The sequence below is a fragment of the Cellvibrio mixtus subsp. mixtus J3-8 genome (genome assembly GCF_000766945.1).
GTDB classification, from domain to species: domain Bacteria; phylum Pseudomonadota; class Gammaproteobacteria; order Pseudomonadales; family Cellvibrionaceae; genus Cellvibrio; species Cellvibrio mixtus_A.
This window is the reverse complement of sequence record NZ_KN266207.1, coordinates 791,867-813,842: the sequence shown is the minus strand read 5'-3', so window position 1 is coordinate 813,842 and position 21,976 is coordinate 791,867. Positions and strand designations below refer to the sequence as shown.

The window sequence follows — 21,976 nt, the reverse complement described above, 5'->3', positions numbered from 1 at the left end:
ATGGATCACTCCAAAATGGATCACTCCAAAATGGATCACTCCAAAATGGATCATGGACGAGATTCACCAGAAGAAAAAACCAATTTCCCTCACGACCACAGCAAACACCAGGAGCATCATCATGATTAATCGTCGCAATTTATTGGTAGGTAGCGCGGTTGGTTTGGTCGCGGCCAGTTTGCCGTTGCGTGCACAGCAGGATCACAGTTCGCATCAAACGTCCGATCATTCGCATCATCAACACAATGCCAAAAAAGTAGTTAAAACCACTAAAAATATTCCTGCCGTTAGTACCGAAAAACCGATACGTACAGAGCAAGGTTACTTACCTGTTATCACGCCCAACGGACGAACCCTGCCCTATCGGTTGAATGACGGCGTAAAAGAATTTCATTTGATTGCAGAAGAAATCGAACACGAATTTGCCACAGGAACCAAAATAAAAGCCTGGGGTTACAATGGCACCACTCCCGGGCCAACGATTGAGGCAGTTGAAGGCGATCATGTGCGCATTTATGTCACCAATAAATTACCTGAACATACGAGCATTCACTGGCATGGGATTTTATTGCCCTGGGGAATGGATGGCGTCACCGGTTTAACGCAACCACCAATAAAACCCGGCGAAACATTTGTGTACGAATTTACCTTGCAGCAACATGGCACACACATGTATCACCCGCACGCGGATGAAATGGTGCAAATGGCGATGGGAATGATGGGCATGTTTATTATCCATCCCAAAGAGCCCTTGACGCCAACTATTGATCGCGATTATGCCGTGTTGTTGCACAACTGGGCGGTCCATCCGGGAACTTATCGGCCGGACCCGAGCGTGATGACGGAATTTGATTTGTGGACAATGAATAGCAAAGTATTTCCGGCCATTGAGTCCATGGTTGCACAAACGGGTGAACGCGTGCGCATCCGCATTGGTAATTTATCGATGTGGAATCACCCGATGCATTTGCACGGTGTGCAATTTGAAGTTACCGGTTCCGATGGAGGCCGCTGGCCGCAAAACCAATGGCGCAAGGAAGTCACAGAAATTGTCGGTGTCGGCCAAACACGCGATATTGAATTTACAGCGGTTCCCGGCGATTGGGTTTTTCATTGCCATATGAGCCATCACACCATGAATGCCATGGGTCACGGCGTGCCTAATATGCTCGGCGTAAAACAACCGGAAGCGCAACTGAATAAAGTGTTGCCGAATTATATGGCAATGGGTGAAAGCGGAATGGCGGAACATCAGGAGCACACCGATATGGGCCATATGCCCGGCCCGGAAAATACCTTACCGATGATGATGGGTGAAGGTCGTTACGGAAAATTGGAAATGGGTGGAATGTTTTCCATGATCCGTGTGCGCGACCAACTCGGTGCACAAGCAGATCTCTATGCCGCACCTGACGGTACACAAGCCAGAAAAGTCAGTGAAATCCCCAACGGAATTCCTGTTTAATCCAGGCCGGACAAGGATTGTCCAGTGCAAGTGTTAATAAATGTTCAGCAGCGTCAATCCTGGCGCTGGAGCATGACTATTCCCCTATAATTCACAACGACCATAAGTAGGCATTGCGCCGCTAATAATCATAATCGTTGTGAGCAGACCATGACCCCAGCCCCGATACGCCCTTACTTTTCCCGTTTTGCACTTTCTCCAATTGTCATTGCGTTTTTATTTTTGGGCGCATGTGGGGAAAAAACTGCACCGGCTCCTGAAGCATCGACTGCTGCCAGTGTCAGTTCATCCTCGAGCAGCATCGCCATTGAAATTATCCGCCTCACACCCGACGAAGCAAAGGCCGATGCACAAGCGATTGAACAACAAGTTCCCATCACTACTGCCGAAGGCCTTAAAACCGAGTTGTGGGCATCAGAAAAAATGTTGGGCGATACAGTTGCAATCCACGTAGATGACAAAGGCCGTGTTTGGGCTGGCATTACCCAGCGCAGCAACAATTCCGAATTCGATATTCGCAGCGTTCCCGAATGGGAAAATGCATCGATGACTTTTTCAACGATTGAAGACCGACGCACATTTTTACACACCGAACTCGCACCGGAAAAAAGTGCACAAAATGAAAAAATTCCGGACCGCAATAACGATGGTAGCCACGATTGGCGCGATCTGGCAGTAATGACCGAAAAAGTAATCCGCCTCGAGGATACACAAGGTTCAGGTAAAGCGGATCTCGCACAAACAGCGATTAATGATTTTCACAATGAAGTAACCGATGTGATTGGCGGATTGTTCTATCACGATCTGCTTGATGAATTATTTATTAACATCGCCCCGGACTTCTGGCGGTTAAAAGATACCAACGGCGATGGTTACCTGGATGCACAAACCTCACTCGCTAACGGTTTTGGTGTGCACATTGGATTCAGCGGCCACGGCCTTTCCGGCGCAACACTCGGGCCCGATGGAATGCTCTATTACAGTATGGGTGATATCGGCACCAGTGTTACCGATCAATATGGCACCCAATGGCATTATCCCAATCAAGGAGTGATTGTTCGCAGCGAAATTGATGGCACTAACTTTGAAGTATTTGCCGCAGGCTTGCGCAATATTTATGAATTTGCATTTGATAAATATGGTAACTTTATCAGCGTGGATAACGATGGCGATCACGTTGGTGAATACGAGCGCGTTGTGCATTTGATCGAAGGTTCTGACACTGGCTGGCGAACCAACTGGCAGTTGGGAAAATACAAAGATCCCAAAAATAACAGCTACAAAATCTGGATGGATGAAGATTATTACAAGCCGCGCTTTAAAGACCAGGCTGCGCACGTATTACCACCGGTAGCACCTTATCATGCGGGCCCAACCGGTATGACCTATCATCCCGGCACGGGTTTAAGTGATAAATGGAAAGACCATTTCTTCGTCGTCGAATTTGTCGGCTCTGCAACACGCGCCGGTATTAATGCATTTACCTTAAAACCCAACGGTGCATCGTTTGAATTGGCCAGCGATGAAAATATGATGCGCGGTGTGCTCGCCACCGGCCTGGATTTCGGTCCTGATGGCGCACTGTATTTTAGTGACTGGATTGAAGGCTGGGGCTTAAAACAAAAAGGCCGCGTATGGAAAATGGATACCGTTGATGGTAGCAACCCCGAGCGCGACGAAACCAAAAAAATACTCGGCGACGATTTACGTGCGCGCACAACGGAACAATTGGTTGCCCTGTTAAATCACGCCGATATGCGTGTACGCCAGAAAGCACAATTTGTGTTGGCAGAACAGCATCAGGTTAAAACACTGCAAGAAGTCGCCGTTACATCGCCACACCAATTAGCACGCATCCATGCAATCTGGGGTTTGGGGCAAATCCTGCGCAAGAACCCTGCGGGTAATGCCGTGTTGATTAATTTATTGCAAGACAGCGATGCAGAAATTCGCGCGCAATCCGCTAAAGTGTTGGGCGATGCCAAAATGGCTGCCGGAATTGATCAACTGATACTTTTGCTCGCCGATAAAAACCCGCGTGTGCAACTCTATGCAACACAAGCATTGGGAAGAATGAGTGCTAAAGAAGCCACTCAACCCATCATCAAAATGCTGGAAGCCAACGAGGATAACGATGTTTACCTGCGCCAGGCGGGTGCTATCGCATTAGCACGCATTGGCGATCAAAAAGTATTGGGTGAACTCTCCACGCATTCATCGGAAGCCGTGCGGATTGCTGCCGTTGTCGCATTGAAAAAACTAACCAGCCCGCTGCTCGCAAAATTCCTCACCGATAAAAGCGAATACGTAGTTACCAACGCAGCGCGTTCAATTAGCGATGATGAATTGGTGAAGGATGCCCTGCCCGCGCTCGCCGCGCTGCTGGATAAACCCGCTTTCACCAATGAAGCACTGTTGCGTCGCACTATTAATGCCAACGTCTATGCCGATGATAGTGAAGAAAATGCCGCGCGCTTGATTCGTTTTGCGCAACAACCAAAAATTTCCGGTAACTTGCGTGCAGAGGCCATCCAGGCTGTTTCAGTTTGGGCAAATGGTTCCGTTTATGATCGGGTAAGCGGTGTTTATCGCGGTCCACTATCTCATCCAAAATCAGAAGCTATTGATGCATTGAAAACCGGTTACAAACAATTGTTGGGCGATAATAGCAGCGAGGTACGCAAAGCAACTATCGCCGCGTTAGGCGAATTAACACTGCAAGATGCAAACTCACAATTGATTGCAATGCTCAGATCAGACAAAGATGCAAATGTGCGTATTGCTGCATTACACACTCTGAAAAAATTCAATCACCAAAAAATTGGCGATTTGGTATTTACCGCGTTAAGAGATAAAGAACAATCTGTGCGTATGGCTGGCCTGGCATTGGTCCCGGAATTAAATATGCCCGTAGCGCAAGTAGTAGAGATGCATAGCTTATTAATTAAAAACGGCACCGCCTTTGAACAACAAGCTGCCTTGCTCTCACTCGCCAACCTAAAAGCACCGGAAGCCGAAGCTGTTTTCCGCGAGCAAATGACGCAATTAATTGAAGGAAAAATTGCACCGCAAGTTCAGCTGGAATTAGTAACTGCCGCAGAACAAATTGGCTCGCCCGAGTTAAAACAATTACTCGCGGATTATGAAGGCAAGAAAGACAAAAATAATCCGCTCGATACCTATCGCGAAGCGATTTATGGCGGCGATGCAGAAAAAGGCGTTGCCCTCTTCCGCTACAGCAACTCAACACAATGTGTACGTTGCCATATGGTGGGATCGCGCGGTAATAAAGTGGGTCCGGATTTAACCACCATCGCCACACGCATCACTCCGGAGCAAATGGTAGAAGCACTGGTTGCACCTGCTGCACGTATCGCCCCCGGTTTTGGTCGAGTAACAGTCGTGTTGAAAACTGGTGAGCGGATTGAAGGTTCGTTTGATGCAGAAACCAAAAACGATGTCACAGTCACAGCCAATAATAAAGCGCAAACGATCCAGCGCAGTAATATCGAGAAACTGGAATTCGGTGGAATTTCGCCAATGCCGCCGATGGGATTGGGTTTAACCAAAGCTGAATTACGGGATCTGGTTGCTTACCTTTCCACACTGAAAGAAGAGGTTCATGAGGGGCATTAATTTTTAAGTTAGCTCCACTTTTTTGTACCTTCCCCAATAAAAGGCTTAAACGTTATTTGCGTTTAAGCCTTTTTGTTTGAGCTTGAATTTGCACAACCGCATAAGCTAAAGTACGCCTCGTTGCGGCCATCCGCAACCGTTCAAACTTCTCTCAAGCAATTCCGGCACCGGCGAGGTTTTATTCTTAATCGCCTGCATGAATATTCAAGACTCACCTGATAACTCCCCCCTGCTATATGCCAAGCGGCTCATCTGCTGCTATCGGATGCGTGGGATTTGTTTCAGACAGTTGTTCATAAAAAGGATGATGAATAGCCTATTTGTATTTTTGTAAGACACTGATATTTTCGCCAGCGCCTAACTCACAGTACAGCCCTTCTTTGAAAAATTTGGTTTCAACATAATTGAGCAACGATTACCCAAATTGCGCGGTGTAATCGCTCCTGAAGAGGTTTTCGAAATTCAATCTTCCCTACTCCACAACTAAACTGCCAATGGTAATTACATGAGGTCTGGTGAAACCAGCAGTGCAAGTGGTGCATACTGGCAACACCTATTCGCGGAGTTTGAACATAATGCGCGACATCAAAAATATCGATTTAAATTTGTTGAAAGCACTTGATGCCTTATTGGATGAACGCAGCGTGACGCGCGCAGCGGAGCGGCTTTCGCTGACACAACCCGCGATGAGTGGAATGTTGACGCGGTTGCGGGAAAGTTTTAACGACCCCCTTTTTGTGCGCTCGCAGCGCGGGATTGTTCCCACCCAGCGCGCGCTTGAATTGGCCGGGCCGGTTAAACAGGTATTGGCCGAAATTGCGATGCTGCTGACGCCTGCTGAGTTTGATCCGTTCACAGCGCGGATGACGTTATCCATTGCGGCCACCGATTACGCTTTGCAAGCAGTGGCAGTTCCATTTGTGCTGGAACTCAAAAAGCGCGCGCCGAATATTCGGGTGGCATTATTGCCCATTGAAAACTTGCAATTGCATGCACAACTTGAGCGTGGCGATATCGAATTGGTTTTGCTTAGCCCGCAAAATAGTCCGCCCAATTTACACGCACGCCGTTTGTTCGACGAAGAATATGTCTGTGTGATGCGCGATGGACATCCCGCCGCAAAAGCACCGCTATCGCTCGACGAATTTTGCGGTCTTGAGCATGCACTGTTTTCCTATAACGGTGGTTGTTTTAGCGGCGCTACGGATGAGGCGCTGGAAAAAATCGGGCGCGAGCGGCAAGTGATGCTTTCCGTGAAATCCTTTTTGGTGATGACCAATATTGTCCGCGCCAGCGATTTAATTGCTGTTGTCCCCAAGCGCTTGGTTGAGCACCTTGATGGATTGGTGATGCAGGAAACTCCCCTGCCCGTTGAAGGCTTCGCCCTGATTGCTGCCTGGCATGAGCGAACCCACAAAGACCCCGCACACCGCTGGGTGCGCGATCTGTTGTTTGAATTATTTATTACCGATTAAGCGCTTCTCTTCTTGCATGCATTGCCGCAGGAGTTCACTGCCAATCCCCTGATATAAAATTTCATGATGGCAACCATAAGAAAATAGAAATATTTATATACCAGAAGAGCGGTTACTCTGCATTCCACGAATCTACGAATCTACGAATGTAGTAAAAGCCGTTTTCCTCTGGAGACTTACATGTCAGAACTCTTTACCCGCTTCAAATTAAAGGATGTTGAATTACGCAATCGCATTGCCGTGCCACCAATGTGCCAATACATGGCTACCGACGGTTTCAGTAACGACTGGCACCTTGCGCATTACAGCAGCATTGCACGCGGTGGTGCTGGTGTGGTGATTGTGGAAGCTACCGCGGTATCGCCCGATGGCCGCATCTCCCCCGGTTGTTTAGGGTTGTGGAGTGATGAGCACATCGAAGGTCTTAAACAAATTGCCAGTGCCATTAAAAAAGCGGGCGCCGTTCCAGGAATCCAGATCGCCCATGCGGGTCGCAAAGCCAGTGCCAATCGTCCATGGGAAGGTGATGACCATATTCCTGCGGGTGATCCGCGCGGCTGGGAAACTATTTCTCCGTCTGCCGTTGCCTTTGGTGGTGATTTGGATAAAACCCCACGTGAAATGAGCATCATCGATATCAAACGTGTGTGTGCCGATTTCTCCGCCGCCGCACGCCGCGCTCGCGAAGCCGGATTTGAATGGTTGGAATTGCATTTTGCCCACGGTTATTTAGCGCAAAGTTTTTTCTCCAAACACGCTAATAAACGCACCGACGAATACGGCGGCAGCCTTGAAAACCGCAGCCGTTTTTTATTGGAAACACTTGCCGCTGCACGCAGTGTATGGCCAGCAAATCTGCCGCTAACGGCGCGCTTTGGTGTTATTGAGTACGATGGCCGCGATGAAGAAACACTCGCTGAATCCATTGAGCTGGTAAAACAATTCCGCGCTAACGGCCTTGATATGTTGAGCGTGAGCATTGGCTTCTCCACGCCAGATGCCAACATCCCCTGGGCACCTGCATTTCTTGCGCCCATCGCAGAAAAAGTTCGCAACGCAACCGGCTTGCCGGTGTCATCGGCATGGGGTTTTAGTACACCCGCATTAGCAGAAGCAGCCGTCGCCAATAAACAATTGGATTTGGTAATGATTGGCCGCCCGCATCTGGCAAATCCGCATTGGCCTTATCTCGCCGCGCGCGAACTGGGTGTTGAGAAGCCAGCCTGGGTATTACCTGCGCCTTATGCGCATTGGCTTGAGCGTTACAGAACCTGATTGACCTGGTTAAGGTGATGCACAAAAAACTGCTGGCTGAACGCCCGCAGTTTTTTATTGTGTTTGTTATCAACGATAATTTTATGCAGTCTTTCTACTTTGGCTGCACAAGGATTAACATCAGGTCAATTGCCATCACCGCCTACCACCCGGGTTTAGGAACAATTACCCCGGGCTAACTGAAACGGGTATTACATTTGCATTTGATCTTCCGCGCAATACTGCTGTACAAAATCTTCATGACTGGGTAATTTCATTGCGCGCCTTTTGATATCGGCCGAAAAATCCTGCATATATTTGCACAGATCCTGATGATTCATTGCATCAACATATTGGTGATAATCCTCAGGAATTATTCGTTGCCCGATCATAACCTGTGACCAGGAATCCAGCTGGAAAATTTCACCCTCCGCTTTATAGGCTATCGCCGTTTCCCTGAATAGTTTAATGCGATGAGCGAGCGTATCCGGTACATCCATATCCCTGCAATAACGCCAATATGGCGTGTCGTCCCGTATAGTTGCCTTATAATGCAATATCACAAAATCACGAATACGCTCGATCTCGGTTTTTGTTTGCTCATTGTATTCAGCCACATTGGATTCTTTAATGCCGTTGCTGGGGAAAAATCTCACCAGTCGCAGCGCGCTGTTCATAATCAAATGAATACTGGTAGATTCCAACGGTTCAATAAATCCGCTCGATAAACCCAGCGCAACACAATTTTTGTTCCAGCTCTGTTTGCGGCGGCCAGTTTTAAACTTCAATACATGGGGCTCATTAATTAATTCGCCCGGCAAGTTATCGAAAAATGTTTTTCTGGCTTCTTCATCAGAAATATATTTACTGCAATAGACAAAACCGGTACCGATACGACTTTGTAACGGAATATGCCACTGCCACCCTGCTTGATACGCAACAGCGCGAGTGTATGGCAATGCGGGCAACGGGTTTTTAGTTTGTGCTGCAATTGCACTATCGTTCAGTAACCAGTGCGACCAATCTTCATAACCCGTGCGCAGGGTTTGCTCGATCAACAAACCGCGAAAGCCGGTACAATCAATAAAGAAATCCCCGTCCACCACTTCGCCTGATGCCAGGGTCACGCTTTTAATAAAGCCATTTTCATTGTGCGTTGCAACCTCGACAATCTTGCCTTCAGTGCGCTTTACACCACGAGCCTCACTGTATTTGCGCAAAAATTTTGCATAGAGCGATGCATTAAAATGATAAGCATAATTAGTGCGCGGATTTTCCGTGATCGCAAACTTTCCCATTCGAGCCGCTTGTAATTCAAAACAAAAATCCCCGTAATCATTTTCCAACCCCATTCCCTTTGCTTTTAACCAAAAGTGAACAAAATCGGCCATCCACAATTCTTTGCCAGTTATTCCGAAGGAATGGATATATTGATCGCCCTTTTGCCCCCAGTTTTCAAAATTGATTCCCAATTTGAACGTGCCTTGGGTAGCCCGCAAAAATTCCTGCTCATCAATATTTAATAACTTATGGAATGCCTGCATAGGCGGAACAGTTGCCTCACCAACGCCCACCGTTCCAATTTCTTCCGACTCAATCAACCGTATATCCAATACCGATCCAAGGTGATGTGAAACAGTGGCAGCAGCCATCCAGCCTGCAGTTCCCCCACCGGCAATTACGATTTTTTTAATGGGTGTAGTCATATTTTGTCAGGTCCAAATCCAGAGCGTGTTTTTATTAAGATTTTTTAATTTGCAACGCTATAGCTGTGAGGAATAATTTATTACTCACCCTTTTAATTAATCCGATCAGGATGAAACCACATTAACAGCTCACAATTGCGTGCGCTAGTGTTAGCAGGAACAGGGGTTATGTACAGCTAAAGGTCATAGATATTAGCTATTGCATACTAGTGGATTTGCCTACTCTACTGGTTACAAGGCAAGGTTATTGGGGAATTAATTTTCATCTTTTAAAAGATCACTGCGAGTTATCAAATAAAGAACTTGAATGCACAAACATTAAGCCTTTTTATTTGAACTTGAATTTGCACAACCGCATGAGCTAAAGTACACCTCGTTGCGGCACAATCCGCAACTTGGGTTTGGCGACCCGATTAACTCAAGGCGCATAAGCGCCCTACCATGTTACAGGCGCTTTTTTTTCGTCTGCAATCTGATCTATGGTAGCTGTACGTGGGAGACCTTCGGGTCTGCCGGGTTCTTGAGTTCCGGTTCGCCAACCTGCGTGCAGCTGCCACCCTTCAATTGTTTGGCGACAATCGTGGCAGCTTCTTTAACTCAGGGAGCATTACACATGGAAAACACCGATCAAAACCCGTTCAAACCCCTCTCCAGCAACTTCGGCACTGGTGAGGTTTTATTCTTAAATACCCTGGCATCTCGCTTCGATATTATCGACGCCGCTAATCTTCGCTTCACAGCAGCAAAAGATTTAATCGGCACTATCGCTTGCATGACCATTCAAGACTCGCCTGATAACTCTCACCCAGCTATATGCCAAGCGGCCCATCTGTTGCTCTCTGATGCATGGGATTTGTTTCAGGCGGTTGTTCATAAAAAGGATGATGGGAAATAAGCGTATTTGTGTTTTTGTAATTCCATGATATTTGCGCCAATGCCTAAAACAGCTAATATCGGTTTTAGGTTTGGCTTTTTAAGCATTCGTAGCCCACGCCTCCCAAGTAAATATATACACGGCATTTCGTGTGCTCGGCAGCCTGCATACAGTGTTATATAGAATATGAAGACTATGAAAATTAAAATCGTAATCTACACATGCGGAACCCTCGGTCTTGCTTTTATTGTTTTTGGTGGAATGAACATTGGATACTCAGTCAAATCATGCACATTACTTGCATTGACCGGTGTCTTTTTGGGGTTGGTTGCCGCACCAGAAATATCACCCAAAGATTTTAAGCACCCCACTGCATGGCAAATATTCTTCTGCATTGCAGGTTTTTTGGTCGCAGCATTTACATTATCTTCGCCACCAATGGGTTATATTTTGGCAATACTATTGGGGGGTGTTGTTGGTTATTTGGCTCCAGACTGGATTAAACACATTAACTTTCCATAAAAAGCATAATAAAGTGTAGCAGTAGCGAACTGCATTATTTTTTACTTGGGGCAAATATGGAAATTCAATACAAAAAAATAGAGCGCAAAGAGCAACTTCTGGCTTTAATCAAGAATTTGAGCGAAGAAGATTCAAGTAAATGGGAAAATCAATCTTCTGTTGCATTTTTAGAGGCGTTAGGTGCATGGCTTGAAAGTGCTGATGCACTATATAAAAACCTAAATCTTGGAACTAATGCGAATATCCCTAGCTGGCAGTTGTTTGCCGACGCTTTGCAGGCAGCAACAATATATGAATAAATAACAAATCGCCCCCAAACTCAGCGTCAGGTTAAAATAAGTGCTCAACTTTATAGATGCAGAAGCAAAACATACCGAGCTTCTTCGAGATATATTAATAGCATCGAAGGGCTATTGGGGTTATTCTCAAGAGCAACTTGAGATATGGAAATCCAACTTAAGGTTTGAAGAAAAGTATATTACTCGCAATACAGTTAAACTAATTTTGCAAGACGAAGAAATAATTGGATTTTTCGCCATAGCGAAAGGCGATAGTGATGAGCTTGATCACCTTTGGTTATTGCCAAAAGCCATTGGCAAGGGTTATGGCAATCTAGTATTTGCGCAGATTCTTTCAGAATGTAATACATTAGGGATACCCAGCTTTTACGTCATCTCTGACCCTGATGCTGAAGGATTTTATTTAAAGAAAGGTGCGTTGAAAGTTGGAGAGGTTTATAGCGAACCCCAGAAAAGAATGTTACCCAAATTAAAATTTACGCTGGTAACACCTACCTAGCAATCACAGCAGTCGATACCAAAAAGAACACGTAACTGCTGCAACCGTTATAAAAGAGGACGTAGATTGTCACAACATCACAAGGTATTTTTGTTGGGTGTGCTGATCGGATTTATTTCAATGCTCATGCTTTGGGTAGTTTTTTTTACCACTTTAAGCGGTGTTTTGAAATTTATCATCTTTGGGATATTTGCAACTCTATACATTGCAATACAAATGTATGCTTTAGAGAGATTAAAAAAGTCACATTTAGAGCAGCGTTATAACTTGGAGGTGTTTCAACAGGAAATTCGGAACTATAAATGGTTTGGTATATTTTTCTTTGGTGCTGCTTCGCCTTACATATTATCTTTGTTTGTTTATGTGGTTTTAAAAAAATTATAAAAAGGTGCTGCAACCTGCTCACTTCAAGGTTTGAACAGCTTGTAAATTTCGATTAACACGATACAGAAGGAATGCCAATAATGAGCAAGAGCCAGGAAATAAAAATAAGGCTTGCAAAATCAGAAGATTTCGAACAATTCTGTAACACCAGAAACTCTGAAAACAAAGCACAACCCTCCCTTGATGGTAGCGTTGCGCGATACGTGAATATCTTTTATCGTAGACAAATCTTTACCCACATGCTGCCATAAACACATGCTTACCCGTCCGGCCTGGAAAATTGCTTTATTGGTTTTTGCCATTATTTTTCAATTGGCAGAAACAGCTTATGCCAGTAACAGCCATGACTGTTGTGCCGATGCTGCCCCCTGTTGCGTCATGATGACATCATCAAAGACTTGTTCTCCCTGCGTTTCACCCGGTATTACAGGCATCCAGGTAGTATCAGGCGAAAAAGATGTTAGAAACGCTGATTACTCTTTTTCCAGTTCTTATCGCTCATTAAACTTCCACGCGATATGGCGCCCACCTATTGAAGAAAGTGATAACTAAAAAAACATCCACTTTTTCAATGAGGTTATTTATGAAAGCAAAATTGTTAAAAATCGTTGCGGGTCTGACTGCAATGGCAACGCCGGGGGTGGTATTTGCCGCAGCCACTTGTTGTGCTATTGGCGCAGCATGTTGTACTGGCGGGATGCCCTGCTGCCCTTGATTACGTCGGTAATTGAGTGATCGTGAATGCCCGGTGTAACTCACCGGGCATTTTCAATATTGCAGATATGTTTGAGTTATTCATTGCTACCGGATTCATTTCATCCGGTAGCAACTTATCAAGTTGCCTTATGGGCAAACTGCATTTTTACCCGCCCCCTTCACCAAACTCACTTTAGAGAAAGTGATATCCAGCTTTCCATCCGTTAACAATGAGAAAGGTTGCAACACTTGGGTCCAGTATTCGCTTGGCGGTTGGTTAACACCGAAATTTGCACCGGAGTTGGGGAAGCAACTCAAGGGTACCGTTACTGTTTGCCAATTTTTTCCAACGAAGGATTTTAATTTTTCCGTTAAATTAATATCCGACGTGCAGAAAGAGCCACACCCCAAACGCAAGAAGGTAGTTTTTGTTGGCGCTGCATCGACTTTAATTTCAAACACCAGCGCGGTATTTGCCGTAACGTAATTGGTAAAGTCTTTACGATCACTCACCGATAACGCAACCTGCCCGGCACCCTGCCCGTTCCATTCAACACGGCGCGCATCTTCCTGAACATTGCGGTCCACGGCAGAAATTTGCAATGAAGATGCTTTCGCGCTTTTGCTGGTCATGGGAACGCGATCATTCTGGAACCCAATAATTTCCAGTTGCCATTCACCAATCGGGCGGCGATTAAATAAATCCAGCTGATCCACAACCGATTCCGCTTTAATGCCCTCTTCTGACAAATTATCACCCAGTGTATCTTTATCGGCATAACTCAAACCATAACCGTAGGCGAACAAAGGATCGTAATTTTTATCGCCGACATTTAATGGCGATTGGGTGGGATGCCTGGGCCAGGAAAAACTTAAACGGCCTTTCATATCGTAATTAATCTTGTCTTGTGCATTTTTGAAAATCACATCGGCAATCCCCTGGCCTTCAGTGCCAGGTAACCATGCAGCAACAAATGCATCAGATGCATTAATTTCACGGTTTACCCACAATGGACGGCCAGAAATAAATAACGACACCACCGGAATATGTTGGCTGCGTAATTTTTTCAGTAATTCCCAATCAGCAGTATTGCGCGGCTTATAGGAAAGGTCACCAAGGTCACCTTGCATTTCAGCGTAAGGATCTTCACCAAATACAACGATTGCTACATCCGGTTTTTCCTTGTAACTTCCATCCACGCTCAGGACAGCTTTACCACCGGCAGCGCTGACAACTTTATTAATACCCGCATAGATAGAAGTAGCACCGGGGAAATCTGCATTGGTATTACCCGTGCCTTGCCAGGAAACAGACCAGCCACCGGATTGTTTACCAATATTGTCCGCCCCATCGCCAGCTACCAATACTTTTTGATTGCGTTTTAACGGCAACAAATTATTTTTGTTTTTCAACAATACCAACGATTCACGCACAGCCTGACGGGCAATTTCACGATGTTCCGGCGCCCCCAGGACTTCTTTTTTGCCCGCGAGTTCGCGAGTTGAAGGAGCGCCCTTTTCAAATAAACCTGCACGGATTTTTACGCGCAAAATCCTGCGTACCGCGTCATTCAAACGATCCGCAGTAATCTCACCCGATTTTGCTTGCGCCAATAAATTTTGGTAGAGCTGTTTCCATTGCGGGTCCGGCACCATGTAAATATCCAAGCCAGCCATAAGCGATTGCGGACAATTCACTACGGTACAACCGGGAATAAACATATGGCCGTTCCAATCGCCGACAACCAAACCATCAAAACCCATGCGATTTTTTAGTACATCAGTCAGTAAATATTTATGGCCGTGCATGGGCATACCCTGCCAGGAACTGAAGGAGGCCATTACTACCTGCACACCGGACTCAATAGCACTGAAATACCCGGCACCATGAATATCGCGTAGCTGCTGTTCATCACCTTGGGTCGCGCCGCGATCTACACCGTTCAAGGTTCCACCATCGCCAATGTAATGCTTGGTGGTGGCAATAACCTGTTGATTGTTAAAAAGCTCTTTGCCCGGTTCACCTTGCAAACCTTTGATCATTTCGCGTGCAAATGCATTAACAATACGCGGGTCTTCCGACCAGGATTCGTAAGTGCGGCCCCAGCGATCATCGCGTGCTACTGCAACGGTTGGCGAAAAATCCCAATCCAGGCCAGTCACGGAAAGTTCACGCGCGGTTGCCCAGCCGATTTTTTTCAATAGCTCGGGATTGTTGGTCGCCCCCAAACCAATGTTGTGGGGAAACAGGGTTGCGCCTATTACGTTGTTCATACCGTGTACGGCATCGGTACCCCACATAATGGGAATACCGGTGCGGCCGTTGGATTTATCCACGGAAGCGTTATAGAAACTGTCCGCCATTTTTATCCAGTCTTGCAGGGGCGCATATTTATTGCGATACGGCGTAGCGCCTCCACCATTCAACACCGAACCAATGTGATATTGCTTGATCTCCTCCGGCGTCACTTCGTTAATTTCCGGTTGGATAACCTGGCCGATTTTTTCTTCCAGCGTCATGCGGGCTAATAATTCATCAATACGCTTTTCAATAACCGGATCTTTGGCAATCGCACTTGTTAGTACCGGCCATTCATTGGTAAAAGTCGATTGAGGGGCCGGAGATGTTTGGTCAGCGACTTGTTTATCGCTTCCTTGATTGGAATTACAGGCGGTTAATGCCGAGCACAAAATCGCGCCCGACATCAGCAAATAGAGCGATGTTCTTTTCATGGTGTTGTTCTCGCATTGCGCCGGATGCGCATTATGATTTTGAAATTCCGACTGGGGAAACGCCTTTGGGGCAACATCAGAATAAGAAAAAGAAACATAAATTGCGCTCCAGTTTTAGCGTTGCGCCTAGTGGTGCGAGTACAAGTTTATGCAAGAGTGAAAAGTGGAACGTTTTGGCAGGTTGAAACAGCCGAATCTTCAAATAATTCAAGAGTTGCGCGGTGTTGAAACCTTATTGTAAATAAACGAAAAGACGATTTTGCACCATGTGGGACAGTGAATGACGTCCCAGTTTCGAAGGGGAATCTACAAAAGTGGTAGTTCAAAATGGGGGGTGTAATCAGAGGAGAAAGATTATTAAAAAAAAACAGCACCAGGCAACCGGTGCTGTTTTGACTCTTGGTGATTACTGTTGCATATATCGTTCAAACGCTTTCACAACAGGAGGCGTTGAATTGTCAAACTCGGGAAGTCCTATTTGCCTGCGTTGCTCCGCCAGATCGCTGTAAATTTCCTGAGTTCTCGTCTCAATCAATTTAACTTCAGATTTAGTTGGAGAAAATTGGAACATTTGTTGGATTTCCTGAACATTTCCGTTAACGAAAGCACCCTCACCACGCATTCGAGCAACCTCAAGGTAAGACAAGGCTTCAATTACTGCTTGTCTTTTCCTTTCTTCGGTTGGATTAGGCTCATAACGTGGTTCAGAACTAAGCACACTAGCAAGCTGAAAAAGGGCGAAGGTTGAGCCATAGGCAGCGGCTTTAGTTAAAACTTGCTGGCGTTGCGCTGGAGATATAGAAAGACGAGCAAGTTCATGGAGTGCACGGACATCTCCTTGATCACCAAGTTTTTCCAATACATCTTGCGGGTAACTACGGTAATCCGGTGCATTATTTGAACCACTATTCAACATGTCGTGCCAACCACGCTCAGCCCTCCATTGCAATAACTGCTCTTTCTGTACCTGATTGTCTGGATTCCACTTGATTTGGTTATCATCTTCCGTCGTTTCTGCATCTGCATATAAAGTCCCTGAAGAACCCTGAGTAGCCGATTTGTTAACCTCTTTAATAACCATGGATTCGGACTGGCCGCCAATTGAGTCAATAATAGAAGAAGGATTTTCTACGATATTTTGTCTTGCGTAAGTAAAATGCAATATCAACACGATAGAGCTCACCGCAAACAAAATTAAATTTATTCGTAACTTCATAATTTGTGCACTCATTTTAAACTCCTACCATTGTATTGGCCCACAAATGCCCACGGCGCGCCCTCGTGCTCGATTTTCCTCTGCTGAGCAGATTGATTTAGTGTAACTCGCATAGGAGTGAACCATATTCTGACATTCCATGAGCAGATTATATTTAAATGTCATGTTGTTTTTCACAGAGAGCCTGGCTCCAGTGTAGTCAAAACTCCACTCCAAGGTTCCATGATCTCGGCAACCGGCATATTGTGTTGCACGATCAAGATTGACTTCAGCTTCACAAGTTTGGAGGTCTGCTCGAATTTCATATGCAGCAGTATCACAAAACTGTTTCCTTTGTTCCTGTGTCATAACAGGTGCTGGTGGCGGTGCTGGTGGAGGTGGAGGTGGAGGCGTTGGTTGCGGCTTGGGATCAGGATACCAATCGCAATGTGTTCTTGGCGTACAGGTTAATGTGCCTGATGTACCCTGCCAAGTCATCGTGCAATCATTAGTGACTTTACAAAAATATCCGGCATTCGCCGATGAAGCAATCGTGGATAGTAACTAATTGTTAACAGCGAGCGAAATAGCTTTGGTACAAGTTTTTGATAAACATTTTTAATTTTTCGATACAACTATCCTAAATAAATCCTATGCATTTTATTCTCCTGATTAATTCCCTATGCCCATATGATAAGGCGAGTACATAGTAGCTTCGCAAAAATACCATGAGCAACTATTGAATAATATTTTAAGCGTCAGTAATTGACACAGATATATAGCGATAAGGTGAAATGAAGAATTAATTTTAAGGATAAAAATAGCGTATATTAATTGTATGCATCGCACATCACACTTATTTTTTTAAGTTCACAATAGCCGCTTCCGACTACGTTTCTATAACGGATATTTGTATTCTTGGAGAAATAATCAGGCACGGCAATGAGCCGTGCCAATACAGGATTAGTAATTTATTGGTTAAAACTTACAAACCTTCGGATTATCCTTCACGAAATAACTTTTATAGTTTTTCGCTTTTTTATCCATGCAACCTTCCAGATTCAGAATACGCACTTTACGGAAATCCGTCGGCGCAGTTTCTGCTTGCAGGGCGATATAACCGCCTTCCATCGGCTTGCCGTCATCCCATTGCAGATCGTTGTACTCGAATACTTTCTTACCATTGATGATGTGTTGGGCCAATTTACTGCCATGTACCACCAGTTCAGCAGTTACCCATTGATCACCATGGAAGGTGTCGCTCGTTGAGTTCATACAATGGTCTTTGCGCAATTCGCCGTTAATCACCACTTGCGAACCCGGTGTACATAAATTGCCGGTACTGCGCGCATCTTTGCCATTGCCACCCAACAATTGATATTCCATGCAACCGGGGAAATCTTGCTCCACGGTCATGGTTTTTGGGTCCTGGGTATGGAACATAATACCGTTGTTACGATAAGCCCAGTCCGGGCCACCTTTTACCTGATCGCCCACAAAGCGATATTCAACCTGGATTTTGTAGTAGGAAAACGGACCGGCATTGGAAAAGATATGACCAAATTTTCCGCCAAACTCATCGTATTTGTCGTAACGGATTTGCATGATCCCGTCTTTCACACGAAAGGTGTCCAATGCGTTCTCGCCAAGAGGATAACCGCGAACCTTGGGTGACCAGTTGCTCAAATCTTTACCGTTAAACAGGTCGACCCATTCCTCCGTATCCGCTGCTGTAGAGGTTGTCCCGGCTGCGTAAAGGTTGGTAGCGACCAGACAAGCGAAGGCGCTGGATACACAATAGAGGGCAAGCTGTTTTTTTATCATGGTCAGGTTCCTGTCAGGTTATTAGCGTTTTCAGCAAGCCTAGCGCAATTATCTGATAAATGTCAGCCAGGTTTACAAAACCAAACCCAACGCACCTGCTCCATAGGAACCTCCCGTGGGACAAGGTCAATATCCAGACATTTTTCTATGAAAAATCATACTTAAAACTGGCTAACGGCTTCGCCAAATATTGGCTAGATTTTATTCATGGCATTGATTGGAAGGAGTGAACTGATGGGAACTGAACTTAATGATATTGAACGTATTCGCACGGCCCGAATCCTTTGCATACAACATCGATTCCGGGAAGCGATAGAAATTGCGCGAAAAGTTGAAGACCCTGAAACCCGTGAAACGTTGTTATTTATTTGCAAATGCTTCCAATCATCGCAACTTTCTGTTCATGCGGTATGAGTTAACCCTATAGATCCGCCTGTAAGAATTTTATTCGGCTACGTTTTTTACTGCATCACAAACGTTTTCGCAAACGCTGCTCTGCGATAATTAAATCATCGGTTGATTCAATATATAAACTATCTTCTTCCGACATCAGATAAGGAATAATATGTGTGCGAGGGATTTTTTCTTCACGTAAAAATTCATCTACTTTGAAAATGGAAATAGCCTGGTTAGGCATGTAGAGCGAGGGTAGATCCTGGCGGTACGAGTAAGAGGCATGATCACCTGCCAGTGGATGCAAAAACTCCCCGCCGCCCACAAATGCCTTTAAATATTTATTGTTAATCTCATAAACGCTGACGAGGCTTCGGCACGTCGGGAAATCATTAAATTCTGCAAGCGCTTCGCTAATATGGTTTGCTGTTCGCAGTGGTGATGTCGGTTGAAGTAAAACAATAAGGTCTTTATTTGCCGGTTTAATGCGATGGATAAATTCAGCAACCACTGGATCAGTTGGTGAATCATCACGCGCTAAATGCGGATCACGTTTTATCCGTTCTGCATTGTAATAGTGAGCAACTGATAAAATTTGTTCGTCATCAGAGGATACATAAACTTCATCTATGACTGCAGAAGCTTGTGCCGCTTTTATGCTATAGGCAATAAGGGGTTGATCCAATAAAGGAGCAATATTTTTTTGCAATATGCCTTTTGATCCACCACGTGCGGGTATGAGTGCGAAGATCTTCGACATAACATTCCCCTTCAGTTGCCGTTACTAATATAGATTAGTTATATAGCAAAAGTTCTATTAAAGGTCACGAAATTATAAAGATCGTTAAATGATGAAAAAAATGCTAGAAATAATTTAAAAAAATACGCCGCCATTCCACACGGAACAGCGGGTTTTAATTAATTCTTGGAGGTGAAAGGCAAACGATCCAAAATACCGTCCAGGAAATCACCGGTAGAATTTAATGAACGAACGATACTTTCCATGGCCTGGAATTGTGACATAAGGCGCGCACGATAAGCATCACTACGACGCGTTAAGGCGGTTTCATCTTCCTCAACTTTTTTAATGTCTTTGTTAATCGTCGTTTCGCGCTCTTTAATTATACCGGACGATTTCAAATAATCATTTATCTGATTGCTGAGCCCGCCGGCCAAACCACGGGAAAATGTAATGGTTCCGCCAGTTGCGCCGGGCTGCACGGTCATACTCAAACCTTCTGCGTCAGAACCCAGGGCCGGTAGCAATACATTGCCATAACCGAATGCAACTTTTCCGGCAACAGTGCCGCCCACATCAGTACCGGCCGTGCCGCTACCAAGCGCAATTCCCAGGTCATCCATATCCGAAGAGACTGCCGTAAATTCCACTTTACTGGTGCTGCCATAAGAATCAGAGGTAAATACCAGTTTGCCGGCATCGACACTCACTGCAACAGTGGATTTTACGCCTTTGATATTTGCATCAAGGTTAATCAGGCTTTGGATATCCGCAGCCAGGGCGCCCGCTGAAGCATAGGTTTTTCCGGCAGGAATAGTGATTAGCGCACTTTCGGTTCCATCCAGTTTAACTTTAAAGTTGTAATCTTTTCCGGTGGTATCTAATGGAAAAGTTATACCCATTGCTGCACCGGTATTTTTGCCTTTGGATGGTTGCTGGGTAATAACAACATCATATGTGCCCGGTTTACTTTGGGCAGTGTATTTGTTTAATTCAATATTGGCGGCTGAAGATGATTTTTTGGGTACAAATAAATCGCGCACCATATCGTAGTGCTTATCAATGGCTGCACGGAAACCAGTGTTTTCTTCGTCCTCAACAATCTTTAGCGAACCGTCACGCTCAGTACGAATACCAAGGCTCGACAATGAACTAAAACCACTATCACCCAAACCGGGAACTGCGCTGGATAATAAATTACGAATACCTTGTGTCAGGCTTTTCGCGAGTGGATCTGTTTTCAAACTGCCGTAATCTTTTAGCTCAGTATCAAAACCTACCAGTTTTTCCACTTCGGTTTTAAAAGTATTGTAAGCAGCGACGAAATCGCGAATCGCTTTTTCGCCAACACTTTTGTCTTCGTTGATAGAAACACTGATTGTTTCGGTTAATGACGCGCCAAATAAATCGAATTCCAAACCGTCAATTACATCTTTAATTTGATTGGATTCACGGCTAACCAATAAACCATTCACGCGTATTTTTGCATCAAGGCCTTCTTGTTGCTGGGTCATGTTGCGTGTGGTTTCGTTGAAATCAAACTTCGCCAAACCCAGTGCGCCGGCATCTTCGGTAGCCGTTATTTCGATTTCATTTTTAGCACCGGATTTAGCGGTCAATAACAAACGATAAGAACCGCCATCACCTACGATACTGGCAGACACACCCATGTTTGCTTTGTTGATCGCGTCGCGCAGACCGGTCAGGGAGTTGTTGCTATCGTCGATAGTAATAGTGCCGCCACCAACTTTAGAGGAGTCGACTTCAAAATCGGTACCGGCAGCGTTCCATTCGCCCAAACGAATAACCAATGTGCCTTTGCCAATGGGATCAGTCATTGAGCTGAACGTGCCGGAACTAACGGATTGCGATTGGGCAACCTGCTCTACTTTTAATTGATAACCACCAGCAGCCGCTTTTGCGTCCAGTTTGGTGATACTGAGCAATTTGGTATCCGGAACCGAAAGGGATTTGGCATTGAAAGTATCAGCACTACCCAATGCTGATGCAGCACTTTCAAGTTTGGATAAAGCGCTGCGCATTAAACCGTAATCTGAAATCTGGGTTTCCAGTAAGGTTTTTTTTGTGGTTAAACGTTGAGCCTGGACCTGTTTATTGGCTTCTGTGAGTTGGTCAGCCAGTTTATTACTATCAATGCCTGAACCAGTCCCCAAAGCACTGATGATGCTGGAACCTGTTGATGCATTGCTGTTGGTTGAACTCGTTGTACTGCTCACCATGGATACCTCCACGCCATAAAATTACCGCTTACCCGGGTTAGC

At 45.3% G+C, this 21,976-nt stretch carries 17 protein-coding genes; 11 read left to right on the top strand and 6 right to left on the bottom strand.

Annotated features, from left to right (window positions below):
- The first annotated feature begins 121 nt into the window (after positions 1–121).
- The 5 genes from A596_RS08545 to A596_RS23120 all read left to right on the top strand — a co-directional run bounded on the left by A596_RS08545 (position 122) and on the right by A596_RS23120 (position 8,030).
- Positions 122–1,465, top strand: coding sequence for a multicopper oxidase family protein (locus A596_RS08545; RefSeq protein ID WP_039913714.1), 1,344 nt, complete (start codon positions 122–124; stop codon positions 1,463–1,465).
- 150 nt (positions 1,466–1,615) lie between these two features.
- Positions 1,616–5,101: a HEAT repeat domain-containing protein gene (locus tag A596_RS08540; RefSeq protein WP_084128154.1), complete on the top strand. Its 3,486-nt coding sequence runs from the start codon at positions 1,616–1,618 to the stop codon at positions 5,099–5,101.
- Positions 5,102–5,676: 575 nt separating this feature from the next.
- On the top strand, positions 5,677–6,576 hold the full coding sequence (locus tag A596_RS08535; protein ID WP_039914496.1) for a LysR family transcriptional regulator: 900 nt from the start codon (positions 5,677–5,679) through the stop codon (positions 6,574–6,576).
- A 180-nt stretch (positions 6,577–6,756) separates the two neighbouring features.
- Entirely contained in the window at positions 6,757–7,851 is a 1,095-nt protein-coding gene (locus A596_RS08530) for an NADH:flavin oxidoreductase/NADH oxidase (protein WP_039913712.1), read from the top strand.
- Between the two features lie 17 nt (positions 7,852–7,868).
- Positions 7,869–8,030: a hypothetical protein gene (locus tag A596_RS23120; protein ID WP_160280112.1), complete on the top strand. Its 162-nt coding sequence runs from the start codon at positions 7,869–7,871 to the stop codon at positions 8,028–8,030.
- Between the two features lie 12 nt (positions 8,031–8,042).
- Here A596_RS23120 and A596_RS08525 read toward each other — a convergent pair whose 3' ends face one another.
- The gene (locus tag A596_RS08525; protein ID WP_039913711.1) at positions 8,043–9,536 is read right to left on the bottom strand and encodes a tryptophan halogenase family protein; all 1,494 of its coding nucleotides are present in this window, start codon (positions 9,534–9,536) and stop codon (positions 8,043–8,045) included.
- Positions 9,537–10,149: 613 nt separating this feature from the next.
- Here A596_RS08525 and A596_RS08520 point away from each other — a divergent pair.
- The 5 genes from A596_RS08520 to A596_RS08500 all read left to right on the top strand — a co-directional run bounded on the left by A596_RS08520 (position 10,150) and on the right by A596_RS08500 (position 12,114).
- A complete protein-coding gene (locus tag A596_RS08520) occupies positions 10,150–10,431 on the top strand; it encodes a hypothetical protein (protein ID WP_039913709.1) in 282 nt (93 codons plus the stop codon).
- A gap of 174 nt (positions 10,432–10,605) precedes the next feature.
- Positions 10,606–10,932: a hypothetical protein gene (locus A596_RS08515; protein WP_039913708.1), complete on the top strand. Its 327-nt coding sequence runs from the start codon at positions 10,606–10,608 to the stop codon at positions 10,930–10,932.
- Positions 10,933–10,988: 56 nt separating this feature from the next.
- Positions 10,989–11,231 carry a DUF7660 family protein gene (locus tag A596_RS08510; RefSeq protein WP_039913706.1) on the top strand — a complete coding sequence of 81 codons (243 nt, stop codon included), beginning with the start codon at positions 10,989–10,991 and terminating at the stop codon, positions 11,229–11,231.
- A gap of 40 nt (positions 11,232–11,271) precedes the next feature.
- Positions 11,272–11,730 carry a GNAT family N-acetyltransferase gene (locus A596_RS08505; protein WP_039913705.1) on the top strand — a complete coding sequence of 153 codons (459 nt, stop codon included), beginning with the start codon at positions 11,272–11,274 and terminating at the stop codon, positions 11,728–11,730.
- Positions 11,731–11,796: 66 nt separating this feature from the next.
- Positions 11,797–12,114 (top strand): hypothetical protein, encoded by a 318-nt coding sequence (locus A596_RS08500; protein WP_039913704.1) that lies wholly within the window; start codon positions 11,797–11,799, stop codon positions 12,112–12,114.
- 843 nt (positions 12,115–12,957) lie between these two features.
- Here the strand turns inward: A596_RS08500 and A596_RS08490 are convergent.
- The 3 genes from A596_RS08490 to A596_RS08480 all read right to left on the bottom strand — a co-directional run bounded on the left by A596_RS08490 (position 12,958) and on the right by A596_RS08480 (position 18,562).
- Positions 12,958–15,543 (bottom strand): glycoside hydrolase family 3 protein, encoded by a 2,586-nt coding sequence (locus A596_RS08490; RefSeq protein WP_039913702.1) that lies wholly within the window; start codon positions 15,541–15,543, stop codon positions 12,958–12,960.
- A 406-nt stretch (positions 15,544–15,949) separates the two neighbouring features.
- Entirely contained in the window at positions 15,950–16,774 is an 825-nt protein-coding gene (locus A596_RS08485; RefSeq protein ID WP_039913700.1) for a hypothetical protein, read from the bottom strand.
- Between the two features lie 942 nt (positions 16,775–17,716).
- On the bottom strand, positions 17,717–18,562 hold the full coding sequence (locus A596_RS08480; RefSeq protein WP_039913698.1) for a 3-keto-disaccharide hydrolase: 846 nt from the start codon (positions 18,560–18,562) through the stop codon (positions 17,717–17,719).
- Positions 18,563–18,796: 234 nt separating this feature from the next.
- On the opposite strand from A596_RS08480, the gene A596_RS08475 reads away from it, so the two are divergent.
- Positions 18,797–18,976, top strand: a complete 180-nt coding sequence (locus tag A596_RS08475) for a hypothetical protein (protein WP_039913696.1) — start codon at positions 18,797–18,799, stop codon at positions 18,974–18,976.
- Positions 18,977–19,031: 55 nt separating this feature from the next.
- Here A596_RS08475 and A596_RS08470 read toward each other — a convergent pair whose 3' ends face one another.
- Both A596_RS08470 and fliD read right to left on the bottom strand, forming a co-directional pair.
- Entirely contained in the window at positions 19,032–19,715 is a 684-nt protein-coding gene (locus tag A596_RS08470; protein ID WP_039913695.1) for an acylneuraminate cytidylyltransferase family protein, read from the bottom strand.
- A 158-nt stretch (positions 19,716–19,873) separates the two neighbouring features.
- Positions 19,874–21,934: a flagellar filament capping protein FliD gene (gene fliD, locus A596_RS08465; protein WP_052417344.1), complete on the bottom strand. Its 2,061-nt coding sequence runs from the start codon at positions 21,932–21,934 to the stop codon at positions 19,874–19,876.
- Between the last annotated feature and the right edge of the window lie 42 nt (positions 21,935–21,976).